This is a genomic window from Pseudoxanthomonas composti (assembly GCF_004122095.1).
Taxonomy (GTDB): Bacteria; Pseudomonadota; Gammaproteobacteria; order Xanthomonadales; family Xanthomonadaceae; genus Pseudoxanthomonas_A; species Pseudoxanthomonas_A composti.
This window is the reverse complement of record NZ_SAWZ01000005.1, coordinates 215,505-238,138: the sequence shown is the minus strand read 5'-3', so window position 1 is coordinate 238,138 and position 22,634 is coordinate 215,505. Positions and strand designations below refer to the sequence as shown.

At 65.9% G+C, this 22,634-nt stretch carries 19 protein-coding genes; 15 read left to right on the top strand and 4 right to left on the bottom strand.

The features are described 5' to 3' along the window. Positions 1-3 precede the first annotated feature (3 nt). From EPA99_RS11270 to EPA99_RS11260, 3 genes are all read left to right on the top strand, one after another. Positions 4-3,345, top strand: coding sequence for a type I restriction endonuclease subunit R (locus EPA99_RS11270; protein ID WP_129471317.1), 3,342 nt, complete (start codon positions 4-6; stop codon positions 3,343-3,345). 16 nt (positions 3,346-3,361) lie between these two features. Then, the gene (locus EPA99_RS11265; protein ID WP_129471316.1) at positions 3,362-4,063 is read left to right on the top strand and encodes a M48 family metallopeptidase; all 702 of its coding nucleotides are present in this window, start codon (positions 3,362-3,364) and stop codon (positions 4,061-4,063) included. A 388-nt stretch (positions 4,064-4,451) separates the two neighbouring features. Continuing rightward, a complete protein-coding gene (locus EPA99_RS11260) occupies positions 4,452-5,102 on the top strand; it encodes an XAC0095 family protein (RefSeq protein ID WP_129471315.1) in 651 nt (216 codons plus the stop codon). A gap of 104 nt (positions 5,103-5,206) precedes the next feature. Here the strand turns inward: EPA99_RS11260 and EPA99_RS11255 are convergent, their stop codons facing one another. Continuing rightward, positions 5,207-5,566 carry a helix-turn-helix domain-containing protein gene (locus EPA99_RS11255; protein ID WP_129471314.1) on the bottom strand — a complete coding sequence of 120 codons (360 nt, stop codon included), beginning with the start codon at positions 5,564-5,566 and terminating at the stop codon, positions 5,207-5,209. Between the two features lie 357 nt (positions 5,567-5,923). Here EPA99_RS11255 and EPA99_RS11250 point away from each other — a divergent pair, with 357 nt between their 5' ends. Then, complete coding sequence (locus EPA99_RS11250) at positions 5,924-6,586, top strand: hypothetical protein (RefSeq protein WP_129471313.1); 663 nt, start codon at positions 5,924-5,926, stop codon at positions 6,584-6,586. Positions 6,587-6,689: 103 nt separating this feature from the next. Further along, a complete protein-coding gene (locus tag EPA99_RS11245; protein ID WP_425479196.1) occupies positions 6,690-8,147 on the top strand; it encodes a glycoside hydrolase family 30 protein in 1,458 nt (485 codons plus the stop codon). Between the two features lie 489 nt (positions 8,148-8,636). Here the strand turns inward: EPA99_RS11245 and EPA99_RS11240 are convergent, their stop codons facing one another. Both EPA99_RS11240 and EPA99_RS11235 read right to left on the bottom strand, forming a co-directional pair. Beyond that, positions 8,637-9,074 (bottom strand): type II toxin-antitoxin system death-on-curing family toxin, encoded by a 438-nt coding sequence (locus tag EPA99_RS11240; protein WP_129471311.1) that lies wholly within the window; start codon positions 9,072-9,074, stop codon positions 8,637-8,639. Position 9,075: 1 nt separating this feature from the next. Next, positions 9,076-9,297 (bottom strand): AbrB/MazE/SpoVT family DNA-binding domain-containing protein, encoded by a 222-nt coding sequence (locus EPA99_RS11235; RefSeq protein ID WP_129471310.1) that lies wholly within the window; start codon positions 9,295-9,297, stop codon positions 9,076-9,078. 130 nt (positions 9,298-9,427) lie between these two features. Here EPA99_RS11235 and lexA point away from each other — a divergent pair, with 130 nt between their 5' ends. The 9 genes from lexA to EPA99_RS11195 all read left to right on the top strand — a co-directional run bounded on the left by lexA (position 9,428) and on the right by EPA99_RS11195 (position 18,790). Next, a complete protein-coding gene (gene lexA, locus EPA99_RS11230) occupies positions 9,428-10,033 on the top strand; it encodes a transcriptional repressor LexA (protein ID WP_129471309.1) in 606 nt (201 codons plus the stop codon). Between the two features lie 288 nt (positions 10,034-10,321). Beyond that, positions 10,322-10,948, top strand: a complete 627-nt coding sequence (gene imuA / locus EPA99_RS11225) for a translesion DNA synthesis-associated protein ImuA (RefSeq protein ID WP_241688360.1) — start codon at positions 10,322-10,324, stop codon at positions 10,946-10,948. A gap of 265 nt (positions 10,949-11,213) precedes the next feature. Next, entirely contained in the window at positions 11,214-12,644 is a 1,431-nt protein-coding gene (locus tag EPA99_RS11220) for a Y-family DNA polymerase (protein ID WP_129471307.1), read from the top strand. 107 nt (positions 12,645-12,751) lie between these two features. After that, positions 12,752-16,015 carry an error-prone DNA polymerase gene (locus tag EPA99_RS11215; RefSeq protein WP_164978638.1) on the top strand — a complete coding sequence of 1,088 codons (3,264 nt, stop codon included), beginning with the start codon at positions 12,752-12,754 and terminating at the stop codon, positions 16,013-16,015. Continuing rightward, positions 16,012-16,590, top strand: a complete 579-nt coding sequence (locus EPA99_RS11210) for an alpha-ketoglutarate-dependent dioxygenase AlkB family protein (protein WP_129471306.1) — start codon at positions 16,012-16,014, stop codon at positions 16,588-16,590. Before EPA99_RS11215 ends, EPA99_RS11210 begins: the two co-directional genes overlap by 4 nt. Before the next feature lie 70 nt (positions 16,591-16,660). Continuing rightward, the gene (locus EPA99_RS18710) at positions 16,661-16,822 is read left to right on the top strand and encodes a hypothetical protein (protein WP_164978637.1); all 162 of its coding nucleotides are present in this window, start codon (positions 16,661-16,663) and stop codon (positions 16,820-16,822) included. Positions 16,823-17,014: 192 nt separating this feature from the next. Then, positions 17,015-17,230: a hypothetical protein gene (locus EPA99_RS11205; RefSeq protein WP_129471305.1), complete on the top strand. Its 216-nt coding sequence runs from the start codon at positions 17,015-17,017 to the stop codon at positions 17,228-17,230. A gap of 199 nt (positions 17,231-17,429) precedes the next feature. Then, complete coding sequence (locus EPA99_RS11200) at positions 17,430-17,777, top strand: hypothetical protein (protein ID WP_129471304.1); 348 nt, start codon at positions 17,430-17,432, stop codon at positions 17,775-17,777. A gap of 617 nt (positions 17,778-18,394) precedes the next feature. Beyond that, positions 18,395-18,790, top strand: a complete 396-nt coding sequence (locus tag EPA99_RS11195; RefSeq protein WP_164978636.1) for a response regulator — start codon at positions 18,395-18,397, stop codon at positions 18,788-18,790. Positions 18,791-18,851: 61 nt separating this feature from the next. Here the strand turns inward: EPA99_RS11195 and EPA99_RS11190 are convergent, their stop codons facing one another. After that, positions 18,852-20,906, bottom strand: a complete 2,055-nt coding sequence (locus EPA99_RS11190) for a putative bifunctional diguanylate cyclase/phosphodiesterase (RefSeq protein ID WP_206733749.1) — start codon at positions 20,904-20,906, stop codon at positions 18,852-18,854. Between the two features lie 382 nt (positions 20,907-21,288). Here EPA99_RS11190 and EPA99_RS11185 point away from each other — a divergent pair, with 382 nt between their 5' ends. Next, entirely contained in the window at positions 21,289-22,560 is a 1,272-nt protein-coding gene (locus EPA99_RS11185) for an MFS transporter (RefSeq protein ID WP_129471301.1), read from the top strand. The last annotated feature ends 74 nt before the right edge of the window (positions 22,561-22,634 follow it).

Here is a 22,634-nt window from a genome sequence, read left to right as displayed (position 1 = left end):
CTGATGGGTTGGGAGTTGGAAGACGTCGAAAAGCCTTTCGTGACGCAACTGCAGGCGGTGGGTTGGACGCACCTGGCCGGTAGCCTGGACGACCCCGCCGCCACGGAACGCAGCGGCTTTGCCGAGGTCGTTCAGGAAGCCCGGCTGCGCGAGCGTCTGCTGGCGCTGAATCCGGGGCCGGACGGCCAGCCGTGGCTGGACGATGCCCGCTTGGCTGACGCGGTGGCCGCCATCACGCGCCTGGGAGGACACAAGTTGATGGAGGCCAATCAGCAGGCCACCGAGCTGCTGATCAAGGGCCTGACGGTCGACGGGCTGCCGGGTTGGGAGGGCGGGCGCGGGCAGACGATCCGTTATATCGATTGGGACACACCGGCCAACAACCGTTTAACCGTGGTCAGCCAGTACCGCGTGGACTGCCCGCCCGGCTCCAACAGTGCCAAGGCGTTCATCGTGCCGGACCTAGTGCTGCTGGTGAATGGCATCCCGCTGGTGGTGGTGGAGTGCAAGAGTCCGTCCATCCCCGAGCCGTTGAGCGAGGCCGTGGACCAGTTGCGCCGCTACAGCAACCAGCGCAAGGCCGCGCTGGAAGTGGACGAGAACGAAGGCAACGAGGCGCTGTTCGCCACCAACCAGTTGCTGGTGGCCAGTTGCGTGGACGAGGCGCGGGTTGCAAGCATCGGTGCGGGCTTCGAGCACTTCGCGCAGTGGAAGACCGTGGTCGGGCCGGACGGTGCAGGATCTGAGGCGGAGGCGGCGCACCGCTTCGGCAAGCAGAAGCTCAACGCCCAGGAGCGATTGATTGCCGGCCTGCTGGCGCCAGCGAACCTGCTGGATGTGGTGCAGCACTTCCTGCTGTTCATGCAGGTGGGCGGGCAGACGATCAAGTCGGTGTGTCGCTATCAGCAATACCGTGCGGTGAACCGTGCGATCGCGAAGCTCAAGCGCGGCCAGACCCGGCTGCAGCATGGCGAAAGCGATCAGCGTGGCGGCATCATCTGGCACACCCAGGGCTCGGGAAAGTCGCTGACCATGGTCTTCCTGGTGCGCAAGATGCGCGCCGACCCAGCGCTGCGACGCTTCAAGGTCGTGGTAGTTACCGACCGCAAGGACCTGCAAGGCCAGCTCTCCGTGACCGCCACGCTCACCGGCGAACCGGTGGAGGTGGCCAACAGCACGTCAGGCCTGAAAGCCCTGGCACGGCGCAAGGGGCCGGGGTTGGTCTTCGTCACCATCCAGAAGTATCGCGATGGCGACACGGCCAACGATGCGCCGCTGAAGGCCGAGGATCTGCCGGCTGCTGGACACGCGGTCAAGGAGGCGCGGGCGCTATATGGCAAGGCCAGGGCGGCTGCGGAGCATTTCGAGGTGCTCAATGACGACGATGCCATCCTGGTGCTGGTGGACGAGGCGCATCGTACCCAGGCCGGCGACCTGCATGCCAACCTGCTGGCGGGATTGCCCAACTGTGCGCGTATCGGCTTTACCGGCACGCCGATCATCATGGGCGAGAAGAAGCGGACTCACGAGATCTTCGGCGAGTTCATCGACCGCTACACCATCAAGGAGGCCGAGGCCGATGGGGCGACGGTGCCGGTGCTCTACGAAGGGCGTACCGCCATCGGGGCCATCAAGGGTGGCGCGGACCTGGACGAGCTGTTCGAGGATCTGTTCCGCCAGCACACGCCGGAAGAGCTGGAAGCGATCAAGCAAAAGTACGCCACCAAGGGTCACATTTTCGATGCGCCCGCACTGATTGCCGACAAGGCGCGCGACATCCTGCGCCATTACGTCGCCAACATTCTGCCCAATGGCTACAAGGCCCAGGTGGTGGCTTACAGCCGGCTGGCCGCCACGCGCTACTTCGCCGCCTTGAAAGCCGCACGCGACGAGCTGCTGCAGGAGGCCGATGCGCTGAGCCTGCAGGACCAGGAGATGGACGATGAGGCCCTGTGCCTGCGGCCGCCGAAGCTGCGGGCGGTGATCCAGGCCTGGCGCTATCGCGAGGTGCTGGCGCGGATCGAGTTCGCGCCGATCATCTCCGGCAGCAACAACGACGATCCCGGCTGGAAGCACTGGACCGACAGCGCCACCCATGAGTCGCTGATCAAGCGCTTCAAGAAGCCGCTGCTGCATCCGGATGCGACCAAAGCGGATCCGCTGGCGTTTCTGGTGGTCAAGTCGATGCTGCTGACGGGATTCGATGCGCCGATTGCAGGCGTGATGTACCTGGACCGGCCCATTCGCGAGGCCGAGTTGCTGCAGGCCATTGCGCGCGTCAATCGCACGGGCTTTGGCAAGCGCCGCGGCATCGTCGTGGACTATTACGGTGTGGCCCAGCACCTGAAGGAAGCGCTGGCTGCCTATGCCGACGAAGATGTGGTCGGCGCGCTAGCAAGTTTGAAGGACGAAGTGTCGGTGCTGCGCGACCGGCATGCGCGGGTGGTTGAGTTGTTTCGCGAACGGGGTATCGCATCACTAGCCGATACGGAGGCCTGTGTGGATGCACTAGGTGACGAGAGGTTCAGAGCGGAGTTCGTGGTCAAGCTCAAGGCGTTTCTTGGATCGCTGGACACAGTGTTGCCACGTCCGGAAGGCCTGCCGTTCTCCGCGGATGCCAAGCGCCTGGCATACATCCATGCGCGCGCCCGCAATCGTTACAAGGACACACCAGTACTTGGAAAAGACGTGGGTGCCAAGGTGCGCAAGTTGATCGACGATCATGTGATCTCGCTGGGCATAGACCCGAAGATTCCGCCGATACAGCTGACCGACGCCCAGTTCGATGCCCATGTGGGCCGGGCCGCGAATGACCGCGCCAAGGCTTCGGAAATGGAACACGCGGTGCGCTCGCATATCCGCAAGCATGCCGACGAGGACCCGGTGCTGTACCGCAAGCTTTCTGAGCGATTGAACGAGATCTTGCGGGCGTTGGGCGAACAATGGAGTGAGGTGGTTGCCCAACTGCAGGCGCTGGTCGACGACGTGCGCAACGGTAGCGTCGGTGCCGCCGATACGCCGGCGGGTGTGCCGGAGTATTGCGCGCCGTTTCTTCGCACGGTGATGGACGTGGTCTGCGCCGGGCGCGAGCCGACTTCGGCGGAGCTGCTTCGGTTGATGGACGTGACCGTGGAACTGGTCGAGCTGCTGGTGCAGGAACTGCAGAGCAACCGCAATATCTGGAGTCCGCACAAGCGAGCGGCACAGGAGCAGCTCAACGGTTTGCTGTTCGACCGTCTGATGCGGCTGCGTCCTCCACTGATGGACGCAGCTGCGGCGGGGCTGCTCACCGACAAGCTGATGGAACAGGCGCGTGCCAGCCATGAGCGGCTGATGCACGTGTGATGCCATGCGAGCTGCCATGACTGCCTCCAATCTGCAGGTGGACGATCTGCTGTTCACCGTGCGGCATAGCGCGCGCCGACGGACGATGGAGATCACCGTCGAGCGTGATGGTGCGCTGGTGCTGTCTGCACCGCCGGACGTGGCGGAGTCCAGGTTGCGCGCCTTCGTGCAGGAAAAGCGCTTCTGGATCTACACCCGGTTAGCGGAGAAGGATCGCCTGCAACGCTACGCCCCGTGCAAGAAGTTCGTTGGCGGCGAGGGCTTTCTGTACCTCGGGCGGAGCTACCGGCTGAAGATGGTGGCTGATCAGAGCGTGCCACTGAAGCTCGCCGCCGGGCGTTTCTGTCTGGTATCGGAGGCCTTGCCAGAGGCCAGGGAGCACTTCATCCGATGGTATGCAGCGCGTGCCAAAGCATGGCTGTCCACGCGCATGGTAGAGCATGCGGCCCTGATGGAGGTCGCACCGGCGGGCGTAAAGGTCCAGGACCTGGGCTACCGCTGGGGTTCGTGTGGCAAGGGCGATTGGTTGTACTTCCATTGGAAAACCATCCTGCTTCCGCCGCGCATCGCCGAATACGTGCTGGTGCATGAGATGGCGCATCTGCATGAGGCGCATCACACCCCGGCGTTCTGGCTGCGGTTGGAGCGTGCGATGCCGGACTATGCGCTGCGCAAGGTGTGGCTTGCCGAGCATGGGATGGACGTAGAAGGGATTTGAAAGACCTGATTATTTGCGCCGATCACACGGTTGGGCTGGTCTTGTGGCGGGGCCAACGAGCTGTTGGATTGAACCCGCTCTGATCGGATCGCAGGTAAGGTCGATGATGCGATTGTCGGCGAGGCTTGACGTCAAGCCTTGCCAGTAGCACGATCTCCTCACGGAGCCTCGAAACTCCTCAAACAGCGGTACCCACCTCCGAAATACTGGTGGGTTTTTTGTGCCTGCATGTTTTGCAGGCGCAACCGACGCGATGCCTGCGTCGGGAGGGCGGCGAATACAACACCCGCAAGGGGAATAAGCCCGCCGGCTGTTTGCGGTTTCGAGCCTCCCGACTTCCCGTCCGCCATTCCGGCGGACGGGTCCATCATGGAACGAGGAGGCAATGATGTCGCACGACCATTTGGACGATGAAGACACGCAGGACTATCCGCTGCCCGAGGACGGCCAGCAGCTGCTGAGAATGTTGGGGACGCATCTAGGCTTTTTGGCGCGGTTGGCGCAGCCCGGTAGCACTGATCCCTTGCATAAGTGGACCTCCCAAGCGCGACAGCAGGAGTTGGCATCGGGCCTGCGAGCCCTGTCGATGCAGGTGGAGCAGCGATTGAAAAAGGTTGTGCCATGGGCCCGAGCTGAAGAGCAGACGGCGGCGTCAACGGATGACGATAGCCGCGCTTATGACACCGCAGTGTCTGAGCCGCTTGTACTCGGTATGACGATGGAGCAGTTCGACCGACTCGATCACCTGCTGCGGCTGCTTGCCGCGCAGGGCGATGCGGTGTCTGCCAATTGTGCGGCCGGCTTTGCCAAGGGCACTGTGTCATTGCTGGGACAGTCGATCTTCGACGGGGCTTTGGTCGTGCGTGAAATCCTGGATGAGATTGAGCAGCAGCGGCTGCCCGCGTTGGACGGCATGCAGCGGAGCGTGAGCGAAGAACGGGCGCATTACGCTGTCATGGCGTCTATCGACCGAGATTCGGCAGGTGCGCGCTTGTTCGACAGGGCGTCCTTGCCGATTACAACGCCGCGCCTTCACTGACTCAAGTTGTCGCGGGGCTGTCTAGCAATCGACAGCGCGGCCACATGGTTGAGGCAAGGCGGGGCATGCTGCGGCCACTGCTTGGACAAGCCGCTGCGTCGCGCTCAGGAAAAAAACTGCAGCAGCAGCTTGCGCTTGTCTTCGGGCAAGGTGTTGAACAGTTGCAGCACCCGCACCTCGGCATTGGTCAGCTGGCGATAGATGGGCGGGGATTCGTTGATGCGCAGCTGGACCTCTCCACGGCCGGTGGCCAGCCATTCGAAGCTGGTGTCGAGATCCTTGGCCAGCTCGATGATGCGCGCCAGCTCGGGCAGGGCCAGGCCGGTCAGCCATTTGCGTGCGGTCTCGCGGGAGACGGCGTAGCGGTCGGCCAGGGCGCCGGTTCGGGCGCGACCAGACGCGAAATCGACTCGGTCCAGCGCGTGCCGCAGGCGCTCGGCGAAGTCTTCGTAAGGTGCAGCCATCGGATTCCCCGTCATGTCGTGCGCGGCGAGGATGGCCGATGCGGCGTCCGTCCATGCATGAGCAAGGATTCTCCATAAGAGGCCTTATGGGGGCGACAATTTTTGATTGTTGACAATGCCAATTATTAATTGCACATTGAGTGCGAGCAGGTATTTTGAGCGCCGCGAACTGGCTGGAAGCGGTCGGCACTCAACCGCAGTACGCCTTCCGATTGCCTTTTTACGGGGCGCAGCGATTCGAACCGCGGCAGCTCGTCTCTGCGGGCGCGTTTATTCGTGTCTACCGACGTATGGCGGTTTGGAAAGTCCCGAACCCGGCCAAGGGCCTGATCTTTTTCCCACGCACGGAGCAAGGCAATGAGCGAAGCCTCAGATGATCTGAACGGAGAAGCGGGTGCGCAGTCATCGGACGCCGCGCAACGGCTGGCGATGCTGGAGCATGAGCTGCACGGGTTGATGCGTTTGGTCCAAGCGCTTGGCGAGGGTTCCGAGGAGCGCTGGACGGTGCAGGCGCGATTGAAGGCGGCCACCTCTGAATTACAGGCCTTATCACGGCGGTTCGGCGAGTCTTCGGATGCAGGTGTGTTGCAGGCCACGGACACGGAGGCTGCGATGACGTCCGCTGACGATCGTTCCGATGCTGACGAGTTCGAGCTTGATGTCCACGCTGACGATGCATCATTCGCTTATGGCGTGACGATGGATCAGTTCGATGCGTTGGATCGACTGATCCAGCTCATCGGGGCGCACGGCGATGTGTTGTCCACGCTGGAAACGGCCGGATTGGCCCGGGGGACCTTGGCGACGCTGGGCCAGGCAATCTTCGACAACGCGCTGGAGGTGCGGCGGATTCTTGATGAGGTGGAACATCAGGGAGCGAGTCGTCCAGCCGCGCGGGTGGGCGATGAACGGGCAGTCTATGGATCTGCGCCGGCTTTGAGGTGGCCAGGGCCGAAAGCGTGGCCGATGCCGAGCGCGTCCCGAGCCGCAGGCTTGCAAAGCGCGGTGTGCCTGCACTGATCCAGACCGGCAAGGGGACTGCCTGGCGGGTCTAAATCAGATGCCGTGCACAGGTGTGGGGAGTATCCTCGCGGCCATTCGACTTTGGCCTGGGAGGGCACGCGTGAAGCAGACCATTCTTTTGTCGGCGCTGGGCGCCTTGCTGACGTCCACCGTGGCGCATGCGGCGGAACTGACCACCGCCGCCTACACGCCGGCCGGTGGCGCGGTCACGGTGTACACCACGGCCAAGGGTGCCGCGCAGCAGCTGGCGCGCAGTGAAGCCAAGGCGCTGCAGCCGGGACATGCGCTGACCGAGGTGGAGAACTCCATCTTCGTCAACCCGACCAAGCGCTTTCAGACGGTGATGGGCGTGGGTGGGGCGATCACCGATTCGGCCGCTGAGACCTACGCCAAGTTGAGCAAGGCCAAACAGGCCGAGTTCATGAAGGCCTACTACGACCCCAACGAAGGCATCGGATACACCTGGGCACGCACGACCATCCACAGCTCGGATTTCTCCAGCGCCAGCTACACCTACGTCAAGGAAGGCGACAAGGACCTGAAGTCCTTCTCGGTGGCGCATGACCGCAAGTACCGCATCCCGATGATCAAGCAGGCCATCCAGGCCGCGGGCGGCACGCTGCCGATGTTCGCCAGCCCATGGAGCGCGCCGGCCTTCATGAAGGACACCAAGACCATGCTCAAGGGCGGCCACCTGCTGCCGGAGTATGCGCAGGCCTGGGCGAGGTACTACACCAAGTTCATCGCCGCCTACGAGAAGGAAGGCATCCCGATCTGGGGCATCAGTGTGCAGAACGAGCCGATGGCGATCCAGAAGTGGGAGTCGATGCAGTTTTCGGCCGAGGCAGAGCGCGACTTCCTCAAGAATCATCTCGGCCCGACCATGGAAAAGGCCGGCTACGGCGACAAGAAGATCATCGTGTGGGACCACAACCGCGACATGATGGTCCACCGCGCCAACACCATCTTCGATGATCCGGAAGCGTCCAAGTACGCCTGGGGCATGGGCTTCCACTGGTACGAGACCTGGGCGGGCTTTGAGCCGATGACCGACAACGTGGCAGCGGTGTCCAATGCCTATCCAGACAAGCCGTTGCTGCTGACCGAGGCTTCGATCGAGAAGTACGACTTCGCCCGCCTGCAGGACTGGGCCAACGGCGAGCGCTACGGCACCTCGATGATCCACGACTTCAATGGCGGGGCGGTGGCCTGGACCGACTGGAACATCCTGCTGGACGAGCAGGGTGGCCCCAACCACGTCGGCAATTTCTGTTTCGCACCGTTGCAGGCCGATACGCGGACCGGCGAGCTGATCTACACCCCGCCGTACTGGTACATCGGCCACTTCTCCAAGTTCATCCGCCCTGGCGCGCAGCGTGTGAGCGCTGCCAGCAGTCGCAGCAACCTCAGCACCACGTCCTTCCTCAACAAGGACAACAAGCTGGCGACGGTGGTGATGAATGCCAGCGACAAAGCCATTACCTACAACTTCTACGTCGGCGATGCGTCCACGCAGGTGGAGATTCCGGCGCATGCGATTCAGACGTTGGTGTATTGATTCGCGGCGTGGTGCCGGCTTGATGTGGAAGTGCAGGCGGGTTTGCGTGCTGTCCGCTTGAGCAGGTGGGGCCGTGGCGGTGAGTTTTGTGCGGCTACGGACTTGGCGGCGATGGTGGATGAAAGAGCGTCATCCACCCTACGGGGTGGCGCGTTGCTACGTCTGTGTTGGTCGTTTTGCTGCGGTGGTGGATGGAGGAGCGTCGTCCACCTTCCGGGGTGACACGTTGACACGTCCGCGTTGGTTTGTTCGCTGCGATGGTGGATGAAAGAGCGTCATCCACCCTACGAAGTGCGTGTGGCCACGTCTGTGTTTGTCAATTCGCTACGGTGGTGGGTGGAAAAGCGTCACCCATCCAACGGAGTAGGGTGGACAACGCGGAGCTTGTCCACCGAGGGGGCCGCTGCGGCAGGCCCACGAACAGGTTGTTCGAGGCCGGGTGACGAACTCTTTCTTGGTGACGGGCGATGGTGGCGCCGAGGCCGCGCGTTACTCAGCGGTGTTGGCGTAGGCCGGGCTGGATTCGTGGACTTTGCCTGGCGTGGAGGGTTTGAGGTGTTGACGAAGCCAGTCGGCAAACTCTCCATCGCTGAGACTGCCATCTGCCAGTCCAAGATATTTCGGATAAAGCGATAGATCATCCGCATGGAGCCTTGCGCCGTTGAGGATGATGAAGGTTTCGCACGCCACGGCCGCGGTACGTTTGTTTCCGTCTACGAAGGGATGATTGCGCGCGATGCCAAAAGCGAGACTTGCCGCCAGTGAGGCGATGTCAGGCGGCGGGTCGCCGTACGAAAGAAGTTGCTGTGGTCGTGCCAATGCCGAGTCCAGCAGGGCATCATCGCGTACACCGCTGCCACCGCCGTGCTCGGCAAGCTGCCGATCATGGATGGCCATGGCCAGAGCGCGATTGATCCAGATGATCATGTCACTGGGCCAGCTTGTGCAGCAGAGCGCGTCGATCACGCATCACGCGCTCGGCCACCTCCATCTGTTCGGCCAGGGTCGGGTCGAAGACCGTCAGCTTGACGCCGTCGGGGGTCTCCAGGGCATACAGCTCGTCACCCTTGCCCAGGCGCAGGCGGGCGAGCAGCTCCTTGGGAAGGATGACGCCGGCGGAATTGCCGATGGAGGTGATCTTGAGCTTCATGGTGACCTCGCTGTTGTTATAACGAACGTTATACCAAACATTAGCGGTTTTCGGCGTGGAGCAGGCTGCTGAAGGAATCGGGGCCCGTATCTCGTGCCCTGCGACAGGATAGGTGTACAAATGTACACCTATGGACACTCTACCTCCCAAGCGCGCGGCCGTTCTGGCTTTCCTCCGTCAGCAGTCGCTGCGCGGGCATACCCCCAGCCTGGCTGAAATCGCGGCCGAGTTCGGCTTCTCCTCGCGCAATGCCGCCCAGAAGCACATCCAGGCGCTGGCCGAGGCTGGGCTGATCCAGCTGATGACGGGGCAGAAGCGGGGCATCCGCGTGCCGCAATCCACAGGTCGGGACAGGCTGCTGTCCCTGCCAGTGCTGGGCCGGGTTGCGGCGGGTGTGCCGATCGGGGCGGATATCGGCCTGGACGAACAACTGTTGCTGGATGCGGGCGTGTTTTCGCTGCGGCCGGACTACCTGCTGAAGGTGCAGGGCGATTCGATGATCGATGACGGCATCCTCGATGGCGACCTGGTGGGCGTGCACCGCAGTGCCGAGGCGCGCGATGGGCAGATCGTGGTGGCACGGGTAGACGGCGAGATCACCATCAAGCGGCTGGAGCGCGGAGAGCGCCGGATCCGCCTACTGCCGCGCAATCCCGCGCACGCACCGATCGTGGTGCCGGCCGGGGTGGACTTCGCCATCGAAGGCCTGTACTGCGGCCTGGTGCGCAGGGGCTAGGGCGTGCCATGGTCGCCAGGCTGTACTTCGAAGATGCGAGATTGTGTCGAGGCGAGCTGCATCGCCTAGCCCCGCGCGGCAGGACATGCCCGTCAGGCAATGCAGGGTTGCGTTGCGAAGAACTCCGCATGGGGGAAAATCCCCGCGCGAAGCATCCGTCACCCTGGAATTCGCCCAGGCAGCACGCAACATGTGCGGCGCGCACGCCTCGACACGCACTTCAAGCGTCCTACACCTCTGATCTGAGCGGCCATGGCAAGCGCTGAGGCTCATGCGCCGCTTCGTGCGTTGTCTGCCTTGCCGTCCGCGGCCAGGCCGCTGGACGATCTGCTGGCCGCGCGCACGGTCTGGCACGCCGGGCGTAGCAGTGGCGTGCGCCATGCGGGCGAGCCGACCGGTCATGCCGCGCTGGATGCGGTGTTGCCCAGTGGCGGATGGCCGCGCAAGGCGCTGACCGAACTGTTGCTCCCAGGCGATGGCATCGGCGAGGTCGACCTGCTGCTGCCGACCTTGGCGCGCATGACCGCGGCAGGCGGGCGCGTGGCCCTGGTCGCGCCGCCGTACATCCCCTATGCGCCGGCCTGGCAGGCCGCCGGCCTGGATCTGGCGCAGCTGGAGGTGGTCGAGGCCGAACCACGCGATGCGCTGTGGGCGTTCGAGCAATGCCTGCGCAGCGGCGCCTGTGCTGCCGTGCTGGGCTGGCCACAGACCGCCGACGAGCGCGCACTGCGCCGCCTGCAGGTCGCCGCCGACAGCGGCGACTGCTGCGGCTTTGCGCTGCGCGATGCGCGTCATGCCATCAATGCTTCGCCGGCGGCGCTGCGCATGGAGTACCTGTGCGAAGAAGGCGCCTGGCGCGTGCGCAAGTGCCGCGGTGGCCAGGTGCCTGCGCAGCCGTTGCGGCTGGTGCATTGAGGACGACCATGGAGGTTCGCCTGAAGCGCCGCATTTACCTCGCACGCTATCTCGACCCCTGCGCGATTCGACTGGTCGGGCGGGACGCTCATTCCAGCGCGCTGGTGCCACGGCTAAGGCGTGGACCACTGCCTCCGGCACTGAGGCGTACGCACGCCCGCGGGTCTGTCCGTGCCCTGGATCTGCCCGCGCATCTTTTAGCGACGCGCAAGTCAGAGCTTTACCGCCAAGCTGGATCCATCCAAGCGCGGCAGGCGCTGCACTGATGCTGTGGGCCTGCATCCTGTTGCCGCAACTGGCGATGGACACGGTCCTGCGCCGCCTGCCGGAAGACGAGCGGCTGGCGCCGCTGACCCTGGTCGAGGGGCCAATGCAGCTGCGCCGGCTGCACTCGGTCAACCCTGCCGCGGCGCAGGCGGGGCTAAAGGCCGGCATGCGGCTGTCGGCTGCCCATGCGCTGATGACCCAGGTGCGCACGGTCGAATACGACGCCCAGGACGAGGCGCGCAGCCAGCGTTTCCTGGCCAACTGGGCGTATCGCCACAGTTCGCTGGTGAGCCAGCAGTGGCCGCACGCGATCGTGCTGGAGGCCCGCGCCTCCTTCCGTTTGTTCGGCCCCTGGCCGCAGTTCGCCAAGCGCCTGCGGGACGAGCTGGACACGCTGGGGTTCCGCCACCGCCTGGCGCTGGCGCCCACTCCGCGCGCGGCGCATGTGCTGGCCGGGTTGAAGGACGGACTGGCAGTGGCGCGCGGCGAGCGCCTGCAGCAGGTGCTCGATGGCGTCTCGGTGCGCGCCGCGCACCTGCCGGAGGACAGTGGCGAGCGTCTGTTCCGCATGGGCCTGCGCACACTGGCCGCCGTGCGCACGCTGCCGCGCGATGCGCTGCGTCGGCGCTTCGGCATGCCGCTGCTGGAGCATCTGGACCGCCTGTACGGGCAAGTCGACGATGCGCTGGACTGGTACCTGCCGCCGGATCATTTCGATGCGCGGGTGGAGATGGGCTATGAAATCGAAAGCCACATGGCGCTGCTGTTCCCGCTGCGGCGTCTGATCGGCGATCTGTGCACCTACCTGTCCATCCGCGATGGCGGCGTACAGCGCTTCGTGTTGCGGCTGGAGCACGAGCAAGGGCACACCGATGTCGACGTGGGCCTGCTGGCGCCGGAGCGTGAGCAGGCCATGCTGTTCGAGCTGGCCCGCAACCGGCTGGAGCGGGTCTCGATCGAGCGCCCGGTGGTCGGCGTGCGCCTGCTGGCGCGGCAGCTGCCGCCGTTCGTGCCCGCCGCGCGCGACCTGTTCGATACGCGCCCGCAGCAGGCGGTGGATTGGCCGCAGCTGCGCGAGCGCCTGCGTGCACGCTTGGGCGATGGTGCGGTGTATCGCGTCGAACCGGCCAACGATCCGCGACCGGAACGCGCCTGGCGGCGGGCGATCGGCGATGCCCCGGCGCGCGGCGTGGATGCCGCGCCAGCCCGGCCACCGCGGCCGGCCTGGCTGCTGCCGCAGCCGATCCCGCTGCATGCCACGCCCAGGATCATTTCCGGACCCGAGCGGCTGGAAAGCGGCTGGTGGGATGGCCAGGACGCCCGCCGCGATTACTACGTGGTGGAAACCGCTCGCGGTCAGCGTGGCTGGGCTTTTCTGCCCGCTGGCGTACGTGAGGGCGAGTGGATGCTGCATGGGTGGTTCGGTTGAAGCAGGAGTGAGTGGGGAGGAGTGAGGAGTGAGTGGAAGGCAACAGCAACAGCAACGGCGATAGCAACAGCCACAGCGGCAGCGGTGAGTTGCAGGAATGATGGGTGATGAGTTGGGACGATGCCATCGATGGGGTGGACCGCGAGACGCCGGGTGGGCGCATGCCGCGTGCCTGGCGCGTGGCGCAGCGGCTGCAGCAGGCGGCCAACGACGATGTGCACGGTCTGTCCGACGATGGCCTGCCGGCCTACGCCGAACTGCACTGCCTGTCGGATTTCTCGTTCCTGCGTGGCGCTTCGGATGCGACCAGCCTGTTCGAGCGGGCCAAGGCCTGTGGCTATGCCGCACTGGCCATCACCGACGAGTGCTCGCTGGCGGGCATCGTGCGCGCCTGGGAAGGGGCCGATGCAACGGGCGTCCAGCTGATCGTCGGGAGCGAGTTCGCGTTGGTCGATGGAACCAGATTCGTGCTGCTGGTGGAAACGCGCACCGGCTATACCCAGCTGTGCGCGCTGATCACCACCGCGCGGCGGGCGGCCACCAAGGGCCACTACGCGCTGACGCGCGCGGATGTGCAGGCGCAGTTTCGTGATGCGGCGCCCGAACTGTTCGCGCTGTGGTTGCCCGGTCAAACCCCGCAGGAGGAAGAAGGGCGTTGGCTGCAGGAGGTGTTCGGTAAGCGCGCCTATCTGGCGGTCGAGCTACTACGCGAATGCGACGACACGGTGCGGCTGGACACCTTGTTGGCCCTCTCGCGCCGGTTGGGCATGACGCCCCTGGCCAGCGGTGACGTGCACATGGCCACGCGTCGCGAGCGCGTGCTGCAGGACACCATGACCGCCATCCGCCACACCGTAACCCTGGCCGAGGCCGGTGCGCATCTATTCCGCAACGGAGAACGCCACCTGCGCTCGCGCCGTGCCCTGGGCAACATCTATCCGGAGGCCTTGCTGCGTGCAACGGTGGAGGTGGCGCAGCGCTGCAGCGGTTTCGACCTCAGGCGTGACGTGAAGTACGACTACCCTGCCGAGTTGGTGCCGCCTGGCCATACGGCGACCAGCTATCTGCGGGAGCTGACCGAGGCGGGGATGCGGACGCGCTGGGACGAGCGCGGGCTGGTGATGTCGGCCAAGGTCCGCGATGACATCGAGAAGGAACTGGCGCTGATCGAGGAGCTGAAATACGAAGCCTTCTTCCTCACCGTGCACGACGTGGTGGCCTTCGCCAGGTCGCAGGGCATCCTCTGCCAGGGGCGGGGATCCTCGGCCAACTCGGCCGTGTGCTACGCGCTCGGCATCACCGCCGTGGACCCGGACGAGAACCGGCTGCTGATCTCGCGCTTCCTGTCCAAGGCGCGCAACGAGCCGCCGGATATCGATGTGGACTTCGAGCACGAGCGTCGTGAGGAAGTCATCCAATACGTGTACGGCAAGTACGGCCGGCACCGTGCGGCGCTGGCGGCCACGGTCATCAGCTACCGCGGCAAGAGCGCGGTGCGCGATGTGGCCAAGGCATTCGGCCTGCCGCCGGATCAGATTTCGCTGCTGGCCAATTGCTTCGGCTGGGGCAATGGCGATACGCCCATGGAGCAGCGACTGGAGGAGGCCGGGTTCGATACGGCCAATCCCCTGATCGTGAACATCCTGGCGCTGACCTTCCAGCTGGAAGGCAAGCCGCGACATCTGTCCCAGCATGTCGGTGGCTTCGTCATCGCCGAGCAGACCCTGTCCACCGTGGTGCCGGTGGAGAACGCCGCCATGCCCGACCGCACCATCATCCAGTGGGAGAAGGACGACCTGGAGACCATGGGCATGCTCAAGGTCGATTGCCTGGCGCTGGGCATGCTGACCTGCATCCGCAAGACGCTGGACCTGATCCGCGTGCATCGCGCGCGCGATTACGAGATCGCCACGATCCCGAAGGAGGACACCGAGACCTACGGCATGATCCAACTGGCCGATACCGTGGGCGTGTTCCAGATCGAATCGCGCGCGCAGATGGCGATGCTGCCGCGGCTGAAGCCGGCCAGGTTCTACGACCTGGTGGTGGAAGTGGCCATCGTGCGGCCTGGGCCGATCCAGGGCGACATGGTGCATCCCTACCTGCGCCGCCGTCAGAAGCTGGAGCAGCCCACCTATCCCTCGCAGGGCGTGGAGGAGATCCTCGGCCCGACCCTGGGCGTGCCCTTGTTCCAGGAGCAGGTGATGGAGCTGGTGATCCATGCCGGGTACTCGCCCGACGAGGCCGATGGCCTGCGGCGTTCGATGGCGGCCTGGAGACGCGGTGGCGACATGGAGCCGCATCGTCTGAAGATCCGCGACTTGATGGAGGGCAAAGGCTACGCACCCGAGTTCATCGACCAGATCTTCGAGCAGATCAAGGGTTTTGGCTCCTATGGTTTCCCGCAGAGCCACGCCGCCTCGTTCGCCAAGCTGGTCTACGCCAGCTGCTGGTTGAAGCGGCACGAGCCGGCCGCCTTCGCCTGCGGGCTGCTCAATGCCCAGCCGATGGGCTTCTACTCACCCAGCCAGATCGTGCAGGACGCGCGTCGCGGCAAGGGCGCGCGCCAGTCGATCACCGTGCTGCCGGTGGATGTGATGCACAGCGACTGGGACAACACCCTGGTCGGTGGGCGGGCGTGGCACAGCGAGGACGACGCGGGCCAGCAGCCGGATATCCGCCTGGGCCTGCGTCAGGTTTCGGGCCTGTCCGAAGCGGCGGGCAGGGCGGTGGTGGCCGCGCGCGCGCAGCGGGCATTTTCCAGCGTGGAGGACCTCAGCCTGCGCGCCGGTCTGGACGAAAAGGCCCGCGCCGCGCTCACCGAAGCCGGCGCGCTGCAATCGCTGGTGGGCAACCGCAACCTGGCGCGCTGGGCGGTGGCCGGCATCGAGCGTAGCCGCCCGCTGCTGCCGGGCAGTCCGCGGGAACAGCCTGTCGATCTGCCGGCACCCCGCATCGGCGAGGACATCATGGCCGACTACCGCAGCGTGGGCCTGAGCCTGGAGGCGCATCCCATGGCCTTGTTGCGGGCGCGAATGCGGGCGCAGCGCATCCTCGGCTTGCGCGACCTGCACAGCCGGCCCAGCGGCAGTGGCGTGCACGTGGCCGGGTTGGTGACCCAGCGCCAGCGTCCGGCCACGGCCAAGGGCACCATCTTCGTCACGCTCGAGGACGAGCACGGCATGATCAATGTGATCGTCTGGTCGCACCTGGCGGTGCGCCGTCGTCGCGCCTTGCTGGAGTCGCGCCTGCTGGCGGTGCGTGGGCGCTGGGAGCGCGTGGATGGCGTGGAGCACCTGATCGCCGGGGACCTGCGCGACATGAGCGAGCTGCTGGGCGAGCTGTCGCTGCCCTCGCGGGATTTCCATTGAACGCCCGCGACCTGTTTTCCAGCGCGCCGTACCGCGTGGTGGTCGACGATGAGGAAGGTGGCATCCGCTACTGGCCCGACGTCATCGGCCCTGCGCAGGCGCAGGCGTGGTTCGAGCGCTTGCGCGATGGCGCCCACTGGCAGCAGCAGCGCCGGCCGATGTACGAACGCGTGGTCGATGTGCCGCGCCTGCAGGCCTGGTATGCGCTGGAGGAGTTGCCGCAGGCACTGCCGTTGGCGGCGATGCAGGCCGCCGTGCAGGCGCTCGTGCCTGCGCCGTACAACACCGTGGGGCTCAATCTCTACCGCGATGGCCGCGACAGCGTGGCCATGCACCACGACAAGCTGCATACGCTGGTGCCGCGCCAACCGATCGCGCTGGTCTCGCTGGGCGCGCCGCGACGGATGAACATCAGGCCCAAGCACGGCCAAGCGCGCGCAGTGGGCATCGATCTCATGCCCGGCAGCCTGCTGGTGATGAGCCATGCCAGCCAGATCACGCACGAGCATGGCATCCCCAAGACCACCCGCGCGGTGGGACCGCGCATGAGTGCGGTGTTCCGCGTCCGGCCTTGATCGGCCGCATGCATGCGGTACTCACGCTGCGGGCCTCAGCATCGGTCGACCCGCCGCTAGGACCCCGCCCATGCATCGCCAGCCCCAGGACACGATTCCCGATTCGGACATGGATCCGCGCGCCAACGACCCGGTCCCCGGACAGTCCCCGGTGCCGCACGATGCCGATGACTCATCGCTGGACGTGGAACACGATCTGGACGACCTGCCCGGGCGTCGAGGCGGCGTCTGAGCAGCCTTGTCTGATGCTCTGCAGCACGTTGAGATCAACCTCTCCCGGCGATGCATCGCGCTTGACTGGTGCAATCGTTTCCCACCGCCAAGGCCTGTTCAGCGACCCTGTCATCGAAACCGCATCGGGGCTTCACGCAACGCTACGCGGACCGGTGCACGATCCGCGCGAATCCCCCACGGAAACGCCGCCATGGCCGCTGTCGCAAGCGAGATCTTCGAATTGGGCGAGCACCATGGCAATGCATACGAGGCTCGGATTCTCGACTGGCACAACGGCCAGTTCACCATCGCCGAGATCCACGTGCAGGGCATCGCCCGCAAGCGCAACGAGCAGGGGATCTATCTGAGCATCGCCGCGGCACGCGAGGCGGCCAGCGCGCGGGCGCGCATGATCATCGAGGATTGAGGCCGGCGCTGCTGCCTGACCTGTCGGTCAGCCGGTCGCGGGGTTGGCGTCGCCTTAGCCATCCGTGCGCGCCGACCCGCGGTGGAAATCGAGGTAGGCGCCGCATTTTGTCACGCAAATGCAAGGCACACTTCATGCCATGTGCCTCGGGATGGTGGCACATTGGGGCATCAGGGGGCTACGACAGCGGGAGCGGGCAATGAATGCACAGCACGACCGGCAAGCGCCTTGGGTGATGATCGACATCGAGGCGGAAAAATCCTACTGGCGCGAGCGTTACCAGCTCATGCCCCGCGCAGGATTGCAGCGGGGCTTCGAGCACTACTGGCCCGTCCTGGGCGCGGTCTACGACGCCTACATCAACCACCCCACCTACGACAGCGACCTGGCGCAGTACACCTACGCCAAGTCGCAGGCGGTGCAGATGGCAGGGCTGGACCCACGGCAGGCCAGCGAGGTGTTTTCCCTGGTGTGGGGACGTATCGCGGGGCAGCGGCTCTCGTCCATGGCCGCCAGGCGCGGGGACTTTCAGCCAGTCACGGCCTGAAGGCTTCGCGGTCCGACAAGCGCTCCAGCGCACCCCGGGTGGGGGGAGTGAAGGCGGCTTCACGGTGCCTATGCGCGACGCTGTCTAAGCTGCCGCGACGCCAGTTTTCGCCCGCAGCATGGCCCCGTTGTCCCTCTCCAGCCGCCTTCCAACTGCGCTCGACGAACGCGTGGGGAGCCAGAAGCAGCCTCCCGTTGGCCCACATGGCGCCGGTCATGTTTGCCCGCTGCGTCCGACGCCGCGCACGCGGCGCAGCGCTCCCTGGCCAGCACGCACTGCCAAGGATCAGCAGGCGGCTCGCTCAGAAAAGCGCTGGCGGTGCCCGGACCTAGCGCCATCCCATGCCTCACAGCCCCATGCAACGTCGGCGTTGCTGTGCGGCGCGAGTCGGCTGCATTCTTTCACCGGACTGGCGCCTTGCCAGCGGCGTGCCGCATGGGTCGAGGCGTTGTCGACAGAGATTTCCTGCCACGGGCCAGCGCGCTGTGGCTGCGCTGGCGCCGACCGAGCAGCGGTTGCCGCACCGGCGGGGAGCCGCACCCACCAACCTGGAGCCGTGACGGGCGCGCCTTTGGCGCGGCTGCCGGCTCACCATGAAGCAAGAGGAAGATCTAACGATGAACGCAGTACGGCAGTCACTGGGGAACGGCCCTTACAAGATCCTGGTCGTGGACGACAACCGCGATGCGGCCGATTCGATCTCCATGGTGATGGAACTGCTGGGCCATGACGTAACGACCTGCTACAGCGGCCAGGAGGGCCTGGACACCGCGTCGAGCCAGGCGCCGGACGTGGTGTTCACCGACATCGGCATGCCCGGCATGGATGGTCATGAGGTCTGCCGCAGGCTGCGCGAGCAGCCGGGCGGCCAGGCGCTGCGCATCGTGGCGCTGACCGGTTGGGGGGCTGAGGATGATCGCCAGAAAACCCACGAGGCCGGATTCGACCATCACCTGGTCAAGCCGGTGACGGCCGATTCGCTGCGGCAGGCATTGGCGCAGATCGCCGCCTGAGAACGCACCCACAGGTCGGCAGCGGGCCAGGCGCCTGCCGCTGCCGGCCGTAGCCGGGCCGCTAAAAGCGCTCGGCGATGCTGTCCGGCGCGGCCGGGCGGCCCAGATGGTAGCCCTGCAACGAGGTGCATCCCAGCTCGGTAAGCAGCGCCTGCTGGGACTGGGTTTCCACGCCTTCGGCAACCACGCTCATGTTGAGGATGCGGCCCAGGGCGATGATGGCCGAGACGATGGCGGCGTCTTCTCCACCCGGCACCAGGTCCTTGACGAAGCCGCGGTCGATCTTCAATTCGGCCGCGGGCAGGCGCTTGAGGTAGAGCAGGCTGGAATAGCCGGTGCCGAAGTCGTCGATGGAGATGCGCACGCCCAGGGCCGCCAGCCGTTGCAGGATGGCCAGGCTGACCTCCGGGTCGTGCATGGCGGTGGATTCGGTGATCTCCAGGGTGAGCCTGGTCGGTGACAGGCCGTTCTTGGACAGCGCTTCCTTGACCTTGCCCATCAGCCCCGGCGAGCGGAACTGCGCGGCGGACAGGTTCACCGCCACGTTGGGGATGTGGTGGCCTTCGCTGTCCCATGCCATCAACTGGCGGCAGGCCTCGTTGAGCACCCAGCGGCCGATTTCCAGGATCAGGCCGGTTTTCTCGGCCAATGGGATGAAGGTGCCCGGCGGGACCAGGCCGCGGGTCGGGTGCCGCCAGCGGATCAGCGCTTCCACGCCCTGCAGTTGGCCAGCGGGGGCAATGAACTTGGGCTGGTACTCCAGCACGAACTGGTCGAGTTCCAGCGCCTTGCGCAGCTCCTGGATCATCGCCAGTTGCTCGTGCATGCCCTTGTTCATCGACGGCTCGAAGAAGCAGTAGCCGTTGCGGCCCTGCTCCTTGGCGCTGTACATGGCCGCATCGGCATTGGCCATCAGCTCGCGCGCGGTGTGGCCGTCCTCGCCGAAGATGGCAATGCCCACGCTGCCGCTGACGTTGAGTTCGGTGCCATCGACCATCACCGCCAGGCCGACGCGCTCGAGCATCTTCTCGGCGATGGCGGCGGCATCGGCCGGCTCGCCGATCTCGATCAACAGCACGAACTCATCGCCGCCCAGGCGCGCCAGGGTGTCTTCCTGGCGCAGGCCGGACTTGAGGTTGCGGGCCACCTGCAGCAGCAGGCGGTCGCCGGCCTGGTGGCCGTAGACATCGTTGACGGCCTTGAAGCCATCCAGGTCCAGGAACAGCAGCGCGAACTTGCTGCTGCCGCGCAGCGCCTTGCTGATGGCCTGGCCCAGGCGGTCCTCCAGCAGCACCCGGTTGGGCAGCTTGGTGAGGTTGTCGTGCAGGGCCATGTGGGTCAGTTCCAGGTTGGCCTGTTGCAGCGACTGGCTGAGCTTCTGGGTGCGCTCCTGCAGCCGGCGGTCCAGCACCGCGGTCACCAGCGCCAGGCCGAGGATGGCGAAGGTGCTGGTGCCGACCAGGCTCGCCAGCCATTGCGGCGAGACGCCACCGTGGAGCGCCGCCCCGCAGACGCTGCCCAGCGGGAAGCGCGCGGCCGCCATGCCGGTGTAATGCATGCCGATCACCGCCACCCCCATCACCAGCGCCGCGGCGATGCGGAAGTGGCGGAAGGCGCTGAAATCCGAGCGCAGGGCATAGGCGATCCACAGCGCCGCGGCCGAGGCGGCGATGGCGATCACGATGGACAGCACGAACCACAGCGGGTCGTAGTCGATGCCCGGCTCCATCTCCATGGCGGCCATGCCGGTGTAGTGCATGGTGGCGATGCCGGCGCCCAGGATCACCGCGCCCACCAGCAGGCGCTTGCGCGGCAACTCCTCGCGCGAAACCAGCCACAGCGCATAGCCTGAGCTGCCCACGGCCACCAGCAGCGAATACAGCGTGATCAGCAGGTTGTAGCTCTGCGGGATCGGCAGCTTGAACGCCAGCATGCCGATGAAATGCATCGACCAGATCCCGAAGCCCATCGCCGAGGCTCCACCCACCAGCCACCACCGCGCGGCACGGCCCTGGCTGGCGGTGATGCGCCCGGCCATGTCCAGCGCCACGAAGGACGCGACCGCGGCGACCAGGTAGGAGATCAGGACGAGGAAATGGTTATAGGAGCCGGACAACATGCAGTGGCCAACGGGGGATGAGCTGACGGATCAGGCAAGGGGCGTGCCAGCCATCGGGGCGGGCGCGACAATGGACTGCTTCGGACGCGCGAGGTTCCACCAACGCGCCAGGACGGGCGCCGGAGGCGGCATCCTCCAGATCAAGCCGGTCCAACGCAACCGCATCGTTGCCAGCGCCGCCTGGGCGTGGGGTCCGATGAAGGCGTCCAGGGTGACGCATTCGGTCCGATTCGGCCCACAGCGTCAGATCGCACCCGGCAGCGGCCCCGGGGCGGTGCCGTCCCTGCAATGCTGTGTTCGGCCAACGGCTCGGTGGCGGCTGCAGGGCAGGGAACGCAGCCGTTAAGGTGTGGTCCCCCACCCCCGTCGCGCGCCTGCCATGGCTCACCCCTCCACCTCGCGCAACAGCGCCAAGGTCCTGCTCCTGTCCGCCTTGGGCGGGGCCCTGGAGTTCTACGACTTCGTGGTCTTCGTGTTCTTCACCAAGACCTTGAGCCAGCTGTTCTTCCCCCCGGAGATCCCGGCCTGGCTGGCGCAGCTGCAGGTGTTCGCGATCTTCGCCGCCGGCTATCTGGTGCGTCCGCTGGGCGGAGTGGTCATGGCGCACTTCGGCGATCGCATCGGCCGCAAGCGGATGTTCTCGCTGAGCATCTTCCTCATGGCCCTGCCGACCCTGTGCATCGGCCTGCTGCCGGTCTATGCGCAGATCGGGGTGCTGGCACCGCTGGCCCTGCTGCTGCTGCGCATGCTGCAGGGCCTGGCCATCGGCGGCGAAATGCCCGGCGCCTGGGTGTTCGTGGCCGAGCATGCACCGCGCTCCAAGGTCGGCTTTGCCGTGGCCAGCCTCAGCGCGGGCATCAACGTCGGAACGCTGATGGGCTCGGCGATGGCCTCGCTGGTGGCCTGGATGTTCACCCCGGCCGAGGTGCTCGACCATGGCTGGCGCCTGCCGTTCCTGGTGGGCGGCGTGTTCGGCTTCATTGCGGTCTGGCTGCGCCGCTGGCTGGACGAGACCCCGGTGTTCGCGCAGATGCGCGCCCAGCGCCAGCTGTCGGCGGAGCTGCCGTTCAAGCAGGTGCTGCGCGACCACCGCGGCGGGGTGGTGGTGTCGATGCTGGCCACGTGGGTGCTCACCGCCGGCATCGTGGTGGTGATCCTGATGACGCCCACGCTGATCCAGTCGGCCTTCCAGATCCCGGCGGAGGTGGCCACGCGCGGCAACCTGCTGGCGGCGACCTGCCTGGTCCTGGGGTGCCTGTGGACCGGCATCCTCAGCGACCGCATCGGCCGCGGCCCGGCCTTGCTGGTGGCTGCGGTCTGCCTGCTGGCCGCGGTGTATGCCCTGTACCTGGACCTGGCCGCCGGCGGGGCGCACTTCCTGCCGCTGTACGCGGTGGCCGGGTTCACCGCAGGCGTGGCCGGCGTGGTGCCCGCGGTGATGGTGGCCGCGTTCCCGGCCGCGGTGCGCTACACCGGGCTGGCGTTGTCCTACAACCTGGCCTACGCCATTGCCGGGGCGGTGACGCCGCCGCTGATCAGCTATCTGTCCTCGCATGCCGGCCCGCTGGCGCCGGCCCACTACGTGGCCTTCGTGGCGGCGGTCAACATCGCCACCGCGCTGTGGCTGTGGAAGCGACCGGCGGTGGAATAGACTTCGCCGCAGGGCACAGCCGGACAGGGACCTCCGCGTAAGCTCGGTGTTCGTCCATGATCCGGCGTCGCCTC